The organism is Pseudomonas bubulae, assembly GCF_900618535.1.
GTDB lineage: Bacteria > Pseudomonadota > Gammaproteobacteria > Pseudomonadales > Pseudomonadaceae > Aquipseudomonas > Aquipseudomonas bubulae.
On record NZ_UYJA01000004.1, the window covers coordinates 115,146 to 127,931 of the forward strand.

Annotated in this window: 10 protein-coding genes and 1 pseudogene; 7 read left to right on the forward strand and 4 right to left on the reverse strand. The window is 59.4% G+C overall.

Features of this window, described 5'->3' with window-relative positions:
* Positions 1-195: 195 nt before the first annotated feature.
* Positions 196-570 (forward strand): hypothetical protein, encoded by a 375-nt coding sequence (locus PPTH39_RS14990; protein WP_094999883.1) that lies wholly within the window; start codon positions 196-198, stop codon positions 568-570.
* Positions 567-2,558 (forward strand): pyrroloquinoline quinone-dependent dehydrogenase, encoded by a 1,992-nt coding sequence (locus PPTH39_RS14995; protein ID WP_095019474.1) that lies wholly within the window; start codon positions 567-569, stop codon positions 2,556-2,558. The genes PPTH39_RS14990 and PPTH39_RS14995 overlap by 4 nt, the downstream gene beginning before the upstream one ends.
* Before the next feature lie 113 nt (positions 2,559-2,671).
* On the opposite strand, the gene PPTH39_RS15000 is transcribed toward PPTH39_RS14995, so the two are convergent.
* Complete coding sequence (locus PPTH39_RS15000; protein ID WP_130872147.1) at positions 2,672-3,580, reverse strand: LysR family transcriptional regulator; 909 nt, start codon at positions 3,578-3,580, stop codon at positions 2,672-2,674.
* Positions 3,581-3,687: 107 nt separating this feature from the next.
* On the opposite strand from PPTH39_RS15000, the gene PPTH39_RS15005 reads away from it, so the two are divergent.
* The 3 genes and pseudogenes from PPTH39_RS15005 to PPTH39_RS15015 all read left to right on the forward strand — a co-directional run bounded on the left by PPTH39_RS15005 (position 3,688) and on the right by PPTH39_RS15015 (position 6,226).
* On the forward strand, positions 3,688-4,920 hold the full coding sequence (locus PPTH39_RS15005) for a D-amino acid dehydrogenase (protein ID WP_094999880.1): 1,233 nt from the start codon (positions 3,688-3,690) through the stop codon (positions 4,918-4,920).
* Positions 4,921-4,950: 30 nt separating this feature from the next.
* Positions 4,951-5,301, forward strand: a complete 351-nt coding sequence (locus PPTH39_RS15010) for a RidA family protein (protein ID WP_094999879.1) — start codon at positions 4,951-4,953, stop codon at positions 5,299-5,301.
* A 22-nt stretch (positions 5,302-5,323) separates the two neighbouring features.
* A pseudogene (locus PPTH39_RS15015) lies at positions 5,324-6,226 on the forward strand (transporter substrate-binding domain-containing protein).
* Positions 6,227-6,800: 574 nt separating this feature from the next.
* On the opposite strand, the gene PPTH39_RS15025 reads toward PPTH39_RS15015, so the two are convergent.
* Positions 6,801-7,520 (reverse strand): 16S rRNA (uracil(1498)-N(3))-methyltransferase, encoded by a 720-nt coding sequence (locus PPTH39_RS15025; RefSeq protein ID WP_094999877.1) that lies wholly within the window; start codon positions 7,518-7,520, stop codon positions 6,801-6,803.
* A 73-nt stretch (positions 7,521-7,593) separates the two neighbouring features.
* The gene (locus PPTH39_RS15030) at positions 7,594-9,000 is read right to left on the reverse strand and encodes an adenosylmethionine--8-amino-7-oxononanoate transaminase (protein WP_095020460.1); all 1,407 of its coding nucleotides are present in this window, start codon (positions 8,998-9,000) and stop codon (positions 7,594-7,596) included.
* Positions 9,001-9,272: 272 nt separating this feature from the next.
* Between PPTH39_RS15030 and PPTH39_RS15035 the strand changes: the two genes are divergently transcribed.
* Both PPTH39_RS15035 and PPTH39_RS15040 read left to right on the forward strand, forming a co-directional pair.
* Positions 9,273-9,824, forward strand: coding sequence for a cytochrome b (locus tag PPTH39_RS15035; protein ID WP_095019613.1), 552 nt, complete (start codon positions 9,273-9,275; stop codon positions 9,822-9,824).
* A gap of 32 nt (positions 9,825-9,856) precedes the next feature.
* Positions 9,857-10,432, forward strand: coding sequence for a YceI family protein (locus PPTH39_RS15040; protein WP_094999874.1), 576 nt, complete (start codon positions 9,857-9,859; stop codon positions 10,430-10,432).
* Positions 10,433-10,591: 159 nt separating this feature from the next.
* On the opposite strand, the gene PPTH39_RS15045 is transcribed toward PPTH39_RS15040, so the two are convergent.
* Positions 10,592-12,445: a DEAD/DEAH box helicase gene (locus PPTH39_RS15045; protein WP_094999873.1), complete on the reverse strand. Its 1,854-nt coding sequence runs from the start codon at positions 12,443-12,445 to the stop codon at positions 10,592-10,594.
* Between the last annotated feature and the right edge of the window lie 341 nt (positions 12,446-12,786).

Genomic DNA, 12,786 nt, shown 5'->3' on the forward strand with positions numbered 1-12,786 from the left:
TCACATTTCCTGTGGGAGCGGGCTTGCCCGCGATGGCATCTACTCGGTCTGTCAAAGAGACCGAGCCGCCTGTATAGCGAGCAAGCCCGCTCCCACAAAGATTGCTGCCGCTTGCATCCTCCCGGCGATTTCCTCCGCCTTGGCTACACTCACTTTCCGTGATGCCCTCGGGCATGAATCGCTAAGGAGAAAGGGATGAGTACTTCTGCAGCCTACGCACCGCCCAGGCGCCAACTGGGTGCCCATATCATGATCATCGCGGCTCTGGCTGCCCTGGCCATTACGGCAGGGCGGTTCTTTATGCCATTGTCCGGTGTGACGGGTTCCGGCGGGGCAATGACCACTATGTTTGCCGAACTGGTGCTGTTTGTCCTGGGCGTACTGCTGCTCAAGACCGGGGCAGGAGGCTTGCGCAACTTCGTCCTGTTTCTGGGCTGGGCCGGTGCGATAGGCACCATTTTTGCCGCCAGCCTGCTGCATGGTTGGTGGACAGTGATTGCCCTGCTGGTCTACGCCGTGGGTGTTGTCATTGAAACCTTTGGCCCCAAGCCAGCAAGGAGCGCGATATGAACGGGATCAAGAAGCACATTTTGACAGCACCGGCGCTGTGCCTGCTCGCCGGGGTATCCAACGCTTACGCCCAGGACACCTACACCGTACCGCCACCGTTGCTGGCACCGTCGAGCATCTCTGCCGAAGACGCCAGAATCCCGATCCCCAGCGGCAAGGAATGGGACAGCTTCCACGGCCAGCTCAGCTCGCAGAAGTACTCGCCCCTCACCCAGATCAACAAGGACAACGTCGGTAAACTGACCAAAGTCTGGCAGTACTTCACCGGCGACATGTCCACCGGCACCGGCAAAATTCCGCCGTCGGTGTGGTCCGCCACGCCCATTTTCGCCAATGACACACTCTACGTCGGCACGCCGTTCTACCGGATCATTGCCCTTGAGCCCGAGACCGGCAAAGAGAAGTGGACCTACGACACTAAATCGCCCCTGGTGGCCGAAACCCAGCCCGCGCTTAAATCACGCGGTGTGGCCTACTGGCAGGAAAAAAACCCGCAAGCGGGCGTGGCCTGCCAGAAGGTCGTGTACCTGGGCAATATGACCGCACAGCTGTACGCGGTGGATGCCGATACCGGCAAACCCTGCGAAGGCTTCGGTAAAAATGGCGTGGTGGACGTCAACCAGTGGAACAAGGTCAACGCCAAGTGGCCACTTTCCCAGCTGCAACCCCCCACCGTTATTGGCGACAAGCTGATCGTGGGCTGGGCCGGCAAAGACTGGGAATACGAAGTTGAATCACCGGGCTCGCTGTTTGCCCTCAATGCTCGCACCGGTGAGTTGGAATGGGAATTCAAGCCGATCCCGGATGAAGAAGCTGGCAAAACCGGTACCGCCAACATCTGGACCGCGATGTCTTATGACCCGGCTCTGGGCTTGCTGTACATCCCCGTGTCCTCACCGTCACCCAACTACTGGGGCGGCAACCGGACCAAACCGATTCCTCTGGGAACCTCCACCACTGCGCTGGATATCAATACCGGCAAGGTCGTCTGGTCTCGTCAGTGGGTTCACCATGACTTGTGGGACTACGACATCAACTCGGCGCCAACGCTGATGGATATCACCGTCGACGGCAAGCCTGTCGCCGCGCTGGTGCAAGCGACCAAGATGGGTTTCCTGTTCACTGTTGACCGCCGTACCGGTGAAGACGTGTGGCCGATCGAAGAGCGCCCCGTACCCAAAGGCGACGCCGATGGCGAAGTCTACTCACCGACCCAACCGTTCCCGACCAAACCTGCGCCGCTGCTGGATCAGTCGAAAAAACCAGCCATCTGGAAAATCGCCGATATCGTCGGTTTCGGCCAGTGCAGCAAAATGTGGGACGGCCTGGAATACAACGGCATGTACTCACCGCCTTCGACCAAAGGCAACGGCGTCCTGGCTTACCCGGACAGTGCCGGTGGCGTGCAATGGGGCGGTGTCGCGTTTGACCCGGTGAGTCAGGTGGCGATCGTCAACACCTCGCACATCGTGCAGATGATCAAGCTGTGGGATCGCGCTTCCTACGACAAACAGCCTAAAGACTCCGGCAACGAAAACGGCTTCTACCCACAGATCGGCGCGCCTTACGGCATGAGTTTGCTGAACGCGCAAAACTGGGCAGGCATGCCGTGCTGGGCACCGCCTTTCGGTGAAATCGTGGCAATCAACATGAACACCGGTGACGTAAAATGGCGTCGGCCGATGGGTGCCGTGCAGCAGTGGGGCTGGTACATGCCTGAAAGCATGGGCTCACCGACCATTGGTGGCCCGGCAGTAACGGCCGGTGGCGTGGTGTTTATCGGTGCCTCGATGGATGCCAAGGTGCGCGCCTACTCCCTGGATGACGGCAAGGAATTGTGGTCGGATATCGTCATGGCCCCTGCCGTGGCCAACCCCGCGATCTATGAATACAAGGGCCGTCAGTATGTGGCGTTTGTAGCGGGCGGCAACTCGATCTTGAAAGATCAGGTAGGTGATCAGGTGGTGGTGTACGCCTTGCCGAAGTAACCCCCCACCCTGTGGGAGCGGGCTTGCTCGCGATGGTAGCGCCGTGGTCACTCAGACAAATCGCGCGGCCATTATCGCGAGCAAGCCCGCTCCCACACTGTTAAATCGCGTTATCAACCCGCCAACCGCTGCAACTGTTCGCTGGCACGCTCTGCGAACAGTTGCAGCAACCCTTCCAGCGTATGTACCGGGGCCTCATCGGCCCGGGTCAGCGCATACAGCGTAATCGGTAGTGCGGGGCTCAGAGGCCGGATCACGGTACTCGCCCGCGACGCCCCCAGCGCCGTAAATGGATCGATCACCGCCAACCCCGCCCCCGCCTCCACCATCGCCCGCGCCAGTGAATAGGTTTGTACCGCAATGCTGATACGTGGCGGCGGCTCAACCGATTGCAGGTAGCTGTCCAGCCGTGCAAACAACGGATCGGCACTGCTCAGGCCGATCAAAGGCGCATCCGCCAGTTCATCCAGCGCCAGTGGCACACCTTCACTTGCATCAGGCCAGAACCCCCGCGGAGCCAGTGCCACCAATACGCCGTGGGCCAACGCCTGGGCCTTGAGGCCCGGGTGATCGGGCAGTTTGAAGGTCAGGGCTACGTCCAGTTCGCGCATCAACAGGTTATGGATCAATTCACGTGTATGAGCACTGACCAGTTCACAGTTGATGTCCGGATATCGGTGCTTCCACTCGCTGATCACGGGCGGCAGTAGTGCCAATGCCAAGGCTGGCGTACTGCCAATGCGCAAACGATGCCCCGGCGTACGCCGCAGGCTTTGCGCCAGACGCTGCACCCCTTGCAGGCTCTCGGTCACCTTGTCGACTTCGCGCTCGAGCAATAGCGCTTCCGGGGTGGGCTGCAATTTGCCGCGTACCCGCAGAAACAACGGGAACCCCAGCCGCTGCTCAGCGTGTTGCAGCACCTTGCTCACCGCAGGCTGCGACACATGCAGCAACTGCGCCGCCGCACTGACAGAACCGGTTTGGCGAATCGCCTGAAACACTTCGATATGACGCAAGCGCATGGCAGTAGTCCATAACCTTTGTTTATGGGATGACCATCTTTATTCATTGTTCGCCGCCTGTCACCTGCCCCTAATCTGAAGCCCGAACAACAAGGGTGAGGACTGACATGGCACAGCGAGTTTGCATCATCGGCGGGGGCGTAATCGGGCTGGCTACAGCGTATGCCCTGGTGCGCGACGGCTTTGAAGTGACGGTGATCGAGGCCCGCCCGACCTTGGGCAGCCAGACCAGCTTTGCCAATGGTGGCCAGCTCTCCTACCGCTATGTAGCACCGCTGGCCGATGCCGGCGTGCCGTGGCAAGCGATGGGCTGGATGTTGCGCGGCGACTCGCCCCTCAAGCTGCGCCCGCGCATGGACCCGGCCCAATGGCGCTGGCTGGCCTCGTTTGTGGCTGCCTGCCGTGGCTCGGTGAACCAGCGCAATGGCGCGCATTTGCTGCGCCTGGCATTGCTCAGCCAGGCCACGCTGCAGCAGTGGCGCGAAGAAGATCAGCTCGACGGCTTCGCCTGGCAGCGCAACGGCAAGCTGGTGGCGTTCCGTGAGCGCGGCAACTTTGAAAAGGCCCGGAAAAAAGTTATCCACAGCTCATTTCAACAAGCACTGACTGCCGGCGAATGCGCCAGCCTGGAACCCGGGCTGCAAGGCTCGGCATTCGTCGGCGGTATTTATACCCCAAGCGAAGAGGTCGGGGATTGCCACGGGTTCTGTCAGCAACTGGCCGCCCGCTTGCAGGCCAGTGGCCGTTGCACCTTTATGCTGGGCAAGACCGTCACCCGGCTTCGCCACGCCAACGGGGCGGTACAGGCAGTGGAAATGGGCGACGAGGTTCTGGCCGTGGACCAACTGGTGCTCGCCGCCGGGCACAACAGCCCGGCCCTGCGCCTGCCGGGGCTACACCTGCCGTTGTACCCGCTCAAGGGTTACAGCCTTACGCTGGCCCTGACCGACCCGCAAAAGGCACCACAAGTGAGCATTACCGACTACGACCGCAAAATTGTCTACGCGCGTATCGGCGAGCAACTGCGCATCGCCGCGATGGTCGATATCGTCGGCTTCGACCCTGCCCCGGACCCCAAGCGCCTGGCGCAAATGCGTCAACTGGCCAGCAGCACTTTCCCGGATGCGGGCAACTATCAAACCGCCATCGAATGGGCTGGCATGCGCCCTGCAACCCCCAGCGGCGTACCCATCCTGGGTGCCAGCGGTTATCGCAACCTGTGGCTCAACCTGGGCCACGGCGCCCTGGGCTTCACCCTGGCCTGCGGCAGCGGGCGCTTGCTCAGCGAACTGATTGCACAACGCAAAACCTCCATTGACATGCAAGGCCTGGCCGCCTGAGTGCGCCATCCCGTCCAGAAGGAAAGCCCTATGACCATTCAACGCATCAACAGCAATGACCGCTTGAGCGCCGCCGCGACGTTTGAAGCCCTGGTGTTTCTGTCGGGACAGGTGCCTACGCAAAGCGAGGACATTACCGCGCAGACGCAAGAAGTGTTGAGCAAGATCGACGCCCTGTTGGCCGAAGCTGGCAGCGATAAAGACCACATCGTTAACGCCACCCTTTACCTGCAAAACATCCAGCGCGACTTTGCGGCCATGAATGCCGTGTGGTCAGCCTGGCTGTCGGCAGGCAAGGCGCCCACCCGCACCACCCTGCAGGCGGAGCTGGCACGGCCTGAGGTATTGGTGGAAATCAGCGTGATTGCAGTTCGTCATTAATCTGTGTGAAGGGAAAACAACAATGAAAAAATTTGCCTTGATCAGTTGCACGCTGGGCCTGTTAATCAGCCATGCCGTACAAGCCAACGAAGCCCCGTTGCAGGGCACACTGAAAAAAATCGCCGACTCGGGAAGTATTACCCTGGGTTATCGCGATGCATCGGTGCCGTTCTCCTATGTCGGCGATAACAGCGGCAAGCCCATGGGCTATTCGGTGGAGCTGGCCAATAAAATCGTCGAGCGCATCCAGCAGCAAGTGGGCAGCAAACCGCTGAAGGTCAAATACAACCTGGTGACCTCGCAAACCCGCATCCCGCTGGTGCAGAACGGCACCGTAGACCTGGAATGCGGCTAAACCGGCGTGACCGCCGAACGGCAAAAACAGGTGGCATTTTCCTATGGGTTTATTTACGTCAAAGGCCAACTGCTGACCGCCAAGGACAGCGGCATCAAGGGCTTTGATGATTTGCGCGACAAAAACGTGGTGACAACGGCAGGCACCACCAACGAACGCTTTATCAAAAGCTACAGCGCCGACCACAACATGGGCATGAACGTGATCAGTGCCAAAGATCATGGTGAAGCCTTCAAGATGCTCGAAACCGGCCGCGCCGTTGCGTTTTATATGGACGATGCGCTGCTCTACGGCGAACGTGCCAAAGCTCGTGATCCGCACAAATGGGTGGTTGTAGGGGATGAGCAATCCCGTGAAATCTACAGCTGCATGGTGCGCAAGGACGACCCGCAGTTCCTGGCGGTGGTGAACAAGACCCTGGCCGACCTGTATCAGTCCGGGGAAATCACCAGCATTTACCAGCGCTGGTTCGAGCAACCGATCCCGCCCAACGGCCTGAACCTGGAGTTCCCGATGACTGCCGAGCTAAAACAGATCATCGCCAAGCCGGTGAGTGATCCGGTGGAGTAAGGGCGTCAAAAAAAGTCTTCCGTTACACCCTCACCTTCAAACCAGCTGCCCCAAAACGCGCCTGCTGCACTCAGGCGCGTGCTGCTTCAGTGCGTTGCCAGCGTATCCAGCGACTTGTCGACATAATCCTTGGCCAGCTCCACCAAGTGCATGACCGACAACACCAAAACGAACGGGTGGCAGCCGTACGCAGGTTAGTCGACCGGTGAGCTCGGAAACCGGCGCGCCCGAGGGCGCCCTGCGCACGGCCACCATAAAGCGGGGCCAAAAAAAACGCCTCACTAAGGTGGCGCCTTGCGCCTTGCTCATCTACCAGGCGACTAAACCCGACCGCTGATTTGCAGCGATGGGCCGAGACTATTCCCCGATTTGAACAGGCGCAAGCGAGCGGAATCTTCTCGGATGATTCACGAGAATGAAAGCGAAACGTCGTACGAAACGACTGAAATTGAAGGCCACACCTTTGTGGGAGCGGGCTTGCTCGCGATACAGGCGCCGCGGTAGGTCTAGATAATCGCGTCGATCCCATCGCGAGCAAGCCAGCTCCCACAAAAGCAAAAAAGCAGGGCCTGACTTAGAAATCACCCCACAACTGCTGCGCCACGGCCAGGGCTACAACCGGCGCAGTTTCGGTACGCAGCACCCGTGGGCCAAGGCGTGCAGGCTGGTAGCCGGCGGCCTGGGCCAGGTCGATTTCGTTATCGGTCAGGCCGCCTTCGGGGCCGATCAAAAACGCCAGGCGCGAAGGTTTCGCGTGGCTGGCCAAGGGTTCTGACACCGGGTGCAGCACCAGCTTGAGGTCGGCTTCAGTGGTTTTGATCCAGTCGCTGAGCAACACCGGCGGATGGATAACGGGCACCCGCGAACGGCCGCATTGCTCACAGGCGCTGATCGCCACCTGCCGCCAGTGGGCCAGACGTTTGTCGGCGCGTTCGTCCTTGAGCCGCACTTCGCAGCGCTCGCTCATGATCGGGGTGATTTCAGTCACGCCCAGCTCGGTGGCCTTTTGAATAGCCCAGTCCATACGCTCGCCACGGGACAGGCCCTGACCGAGGTGAATGGCCAATGGCGATTCAACTTGCCCTGCGAAGGTTTCGTCCAGCAGCACGCGTACGCGCTTTTTGCCGACTTCCAGCAAGCGTCCCAGAAACTCCTGGCCCGAGCCGTCGAACACTTGCAAGGCATCGCCCTCGGCCATACGCAGCACGCGGCCAATGTAATGCGCCTGAGCCTCAGGCAATTCATGCTCACCAAGGCTCAAAGGAGCGTCGATAAAAAAGCGGGACAATCTCATTTAAATTCTCTGAAAATTCGGGTGCTAATGTGGGAGCAGGCCCGCTCCCACAGGAGATACAGTACGGCCCGGTTTAACCCGGGTCACGGAAGTCCGGGTGAAAATTCGATGGCACGGCCACGCTGATGTCGCTGCGGGTCGCGATATCGATCCCTTCACTGGCCACTTCAGCCAAAAAGTCGATCTGCTCGGGGGTGATTACGTAAGGCGGCAAGAAATACACCACGCTACCCAGTGGGCGCAACAACGCACCCCGCTCCAGGGCGTGCTGGAAGACTTTAAGCCCCCGACGCTCCTGCCACGGGTAAGCGGTTTTGCTGGCCTTGTCCTGAACCATTTCAATGGCCAGCACCATACCGGTCTGACGTACTTCCGAAACATGAGGATGATCAACCAGATGGGCAGTCGCCAGGGCCATACGTTGAGCCAGGGCCTTGTTGTTCTCAATAACGTTGTCTTCTTCGAAGATATCCAGCGTCGCCAACGCTGCGGCACAGGCCAGCGGATTACCCGTATAGCTGTGGGAATGCAGGAAGGCGCGCAGGGTCGGGTAATCGTCGTAGAACGCGCTGTACACCTCATCCGTGGTCATGCAGGCCGCCAACGGCAAATAGCCACCGGTCAACGCTTTGGACAGACACAGGAAGTCCGGCGTGATACCCGCCTGTTCGCAGGCGAACATGGTGCCGGTGCGGCCAAAGCCCACGGCAATTTCATCAAGGATCAAGTGCACGCCGTAACGGTCACAGGCCTCGCGCAGCAGTGTGAGGTACACCGGGTGGTACATGCGCATGCCACCCGCGCCCTGAATCAGCGGCTCAACGATAACCGCAGCCACGGTTTGATGATTTTCGGCGAGAGTCTGCTCCATCGCCAAAAACATCGTGCGCGAATGCGCTTCCCAGCTCACGCCTTCAGGGCGCAGGTAGCAGTCGGGGCTCGGCACCTTGATGGTGTCGAGCAGCAACGCCTTGTAGGTTTCAGTGAACAACGGCACATCGCCCACGGCCATCGCGGCCATGGTTTCACCGTGATAGCTGTTGGTCAGGGTAACGAAGCGTTTTTTGTCTGGCTGTTCACGGTTGAGCCAGTAGTGGAAGCTCATCTTCAGCGCAACTTCGATGCACGACGAACCGTTATCGGCATAGAAGCAACGGGTCAGGCCTTCAGGTGTCATCTTGACCAGCCGCTCGGACAGTTCGATCACCGGCTGATGGCTGAAGCCTGCAAGGATCACGTGCTCCAACTGATCGACCTGATCCTTGATGCGCTGGTTGATTCGCGGGTTGCAGTGGCCAAACACATTGACCCACCAGGAACTCACGGCATCGAGGTAGCGCTTGCCTTCAAAGTCTTCCAGCCACACGCCTTCGCCGCGCTTGATAGGGATCAAGGGCAGTTGTTCATGGTCTTTCATTTGGGTGCAGGGATGCCACAACACGGCAAGGTCGCGTTGCATCCACTGGTTATTCAGGCCCATTTTCACTCTCCTGGCGCTGGCTCCCGGCGTGTGCGGGCAAACAAGAGTGCAAGCCTATGCAATGCGCAGGCGTGTAACAACCTATTACGTTTACTCCGTATTCAAAGACGGCCTTGGACACCCACAGGCAACACAAATATTGTTAACGTTTGCTTAACGTTTGACTCTCAGGCTTCAGATCGTATTTATCGATAGCTTGCAGCAATAAAATGCGCTTTCAATCGATAGGTAAACCATTAGTCTTAGACCCAAGTTCCTACAGGATGTTGGTCATGCAGCTACGTAACTCTTCTTCTCGCTATGGTGCCGTCAGCATCTTCATGCACTGGTCTGTTGCGTTGGCGGTGTTCGGGTTGTTCGCACTGGGGTTGTGGATGGTCGGTCTGGACTATTACAGCCCTTGGCGCAAAGAGGCGCCTGACCTGCATAAAAGCATTGGTCTGACGCTATTCGCTGTAATGCTGCTACGCGTTGTATGGATCTGGTTCAGCCCGGCACCAGCGGCACTGGCCAGTTACAGCCGTGCAACACGAATCGGTGCCAAACTCGGGCATGGTTTTTTGTATCTGGGTTTGTTTGCCGTGATGATCGCCGGCTACCTGATTTCCACCTCTGAAGGCGTGGGTATTCCGGTTTTCGGCCTGTTTGAAGTCCCTGCACTGATTTCCAACCTGCCTGACCAGGCTGATGTAGCGGGTGTCGTGCATCTTTACCTGGCATGGGCCGTGGTCATTTTTGCAGGGCTTCATGGTCTGGTTGCTTTGAAACACCACTTTATCGATCGTGATGCGACCCTGAACCGTATGCTGGGGCGCAAAGCCTGATGCTCAACCTCAACTCAAAAGGAATAGAACGCATGTTGAAAAAGACCCTCGCTGCGCTGGCTCTCGGAACCGCAATGCTGACCGCAGGTCAGGCCATGGCGGCTGACTACACCATCGACAAAGAAGGCCAGCACGCCTTTATCGACTGGAAAGTCAGCCACCTGGGCTTCAGCTTCATTCACGGTACTTTCAAGGACTGGAGCGGTACGTTCTCGTGGGACGCAGCCAAACCTGCCGACAGCAAGATTGACGTGACCCTGAAAACCGCCAGCCTGTTTTCCAACCACGCCGAACGTGACAAGCATATCGCCAGCAAAGATTTCCTGGACGTGAGCAAGTACCCGGAAGCGACCTTCAAGTCGACCAAGGTTGTGCCGACTGGCGACAACACAGCTGACGTAACCGGTGACCTGACCCTGCACGGTGTGACCAAGCCTGTAACCTTCAAGGCAACGTTCAACGGCGAAGGCAAGGATCCGTGGGGCGGCGAACGTGCTGGCTTCAACGCGACCACCACCATCAACCTGCAGGATTTCGGCATCAAGTCCCCAAGCAAGGACCAGACCCTGAGCCTGGATATCTCGCTGGAAGGCGTAAAGGCCAAGTAATAGCGCTTTTAAACGGCTAAAAAAAACGCCCCGGCTTGTGAGAGCCGGGGCGTTTTTTTGTGTGCTGTCGTAGGAGCGGGCTTGCTCGCGATTGGATTGCCTCGGTGCAGCCGTTAACCCGAAGTACCTGAATCGCGAGCAAGCCCGCTCCCACAATTTTTAGCGGTTACGCGTCAGCAGCGCTGGCTTCTCGCCACGCGGGCGGTTCGGCAGTTGATCGAGCTGCTCAGGCGTCGGGAAGCGATCGCTTTTCGACTCTTTGTGCATGATCTTCGGCTGGTTCTCGCGTGGGCCTTTAACCGCTGGCTCTTGACGGGCATCGTCACGGGCCGGGCGGTTTTCGCGACGGGCCTGGCCGTCACGCGGAGCGCCACTGCGTGGACCGCTGCGCTTGGCAGGCGGAGTGCCAGTGCTGGCGCCGCTGCCGGTACGCGGACCGTTCTGACGGCCACCGGTACGACCCGCTGGCGCAGCGCCAGTGCCTGCGCCCTGGGCCGGAGCCCCCGGACGACGGCCACGGCTCTGGTTGTTCTTGTTCTGGTACGGGCTGACGTAATCAGCGCGGTTACCAAAGTTATCCACATCGTCATCACGGAACTCGTCCGGCGCACGATTGGCGTCGGCACGCGGGGTTGGCTGACGCTGTTCGCGGGCAGGCTGAGCTTCGCGCGGCTTTTGCTCACGAGCTGGACGCTCGCTGCGAGCAGCTGCCGGCTTTTCTTTGCTCTTTTCCTTGCCCTTGTCTTTACGACCGCCGCCACCGCCCGGGTTACCCGGACCGTCGCCACGCGGGCCGCGCGGCGGGTTGCGCGGGTTACGCACATCCGGACGCTCGCGTACTTCAGGCTTTTCAGCTTCAACCGTGCTCGAGTCAAAACCCATCAGGTCGCCATCGGCGATTTTCTGTTTGGTCATGCGCTCGATGCTTTTCAGCAGTTTTTCTTCGTCCGGCGCTACCAGCGAGATCGCCTCGCCCGAACGACCGGCACGGCCAGTACGGCCGATACGGTGAACGTAATCTTCGTCGACGTTTGGCAGCTCGAAGTTGACCACATGCGGCAGCTGGTCGATGTCCAGGCCACGAGCGGCAATGTCGGTCGCTACCAGAATGCGTACGGTACCGGCCTTGAAGTCGGCCAGGGCTTTGGTGCGCGCGTTCTGGCTCTTGTTACCGTGGATGGCCACAGCGCTGAGGCCGTGCTTGTCCAGGTACTCGGCCAGGCGGTTTGCACCGTGCTTGGTACGGGTGAAGACCAGAACCTGTTCCCAGGCGCCAGCGGTGATCAGGTGCGCCAGCAAGGCACGCTTGTGCGTGGCAGGCAGACGGAACACGCGTTGCTCGATACGCTCGACCGTGGTGTTCGGTGGCGTTACTTCGATGCGTTCCGGGTTGCGCAGCAGCTTGCCGGCCAGATCGGTGATGTCCTTGGAGAACGTCGCCGAAAAAAGCAGGTTTTGGCGCTTGGCCGGCAGACGAGCGAGGACTTTTTTCACGTCATGGACAAAGCCCATGTCGAGCATACGGTCGGCTTCGTCGAGTACCAGGATTTCAACGTGGGACAGGTCAACACTGCCTTGGCCGGCCAGGTCGAGCAAACGACCGGGGCAGGCAACCAGTACGTCAACACCACGGGCCAGGGCCTGAACCTGCGGGTTGGTACCCACACCGCCAAAAACACAGGCGCTCACGAACTTCAGGTCGCGGGCATAGAGCTTGAAGCTCTCATGCACCTGGGCGGCGAGTTCGCGGGTAGGCGTCAGGACCAGCACGCGTGGTTGGCGTGGGCCGTGGCGCTGGGATTTGTCCGGGTGGCCATTGGGAAACAGCTTTTCCAGAATCGGAAGAGCGAAGCCACCGGTTTTACCAGTACCTGTCTGTGCCGCAACCATCAGGTCGCGACCTTGCAACACGGCGGGAATGGCCCGCTGTTGCACCGGAGTAGGCTCGGTATAGCCCGCAGCTTCAATGGCGCGGACTAAAGCCTCGGAGAGACCGAGGGAAGCAAAGGACATGAGAAATCCTGTTCTAGTTAGGGCTTGGCCCAAAGGGATAGTCTTGCCTGGCGTGAATGGCGTTTAAGATGACGCAATCCCGTCCGGTCCTGCTCCAGTCCTGAAGGCCCATTCATGCCGCTCGCGCTGGCTGAGAGCTGCGCCGTAACGGGAGGTTGAATGCCTTGTACAAGGACGAGCGGCCGGGCGTAAGCCTGGCGGAAAAACCGGAGTATAACAGAGCAATCACGACGCGCCGATTTCATGCTGCCCAACGGCTTTAAACCCATGTGGGAGCGGGCTTGCTCGCGATGCATACGACGCGCATCCCTTGACGGACCGCAGCGATGCCATCGCGGGCA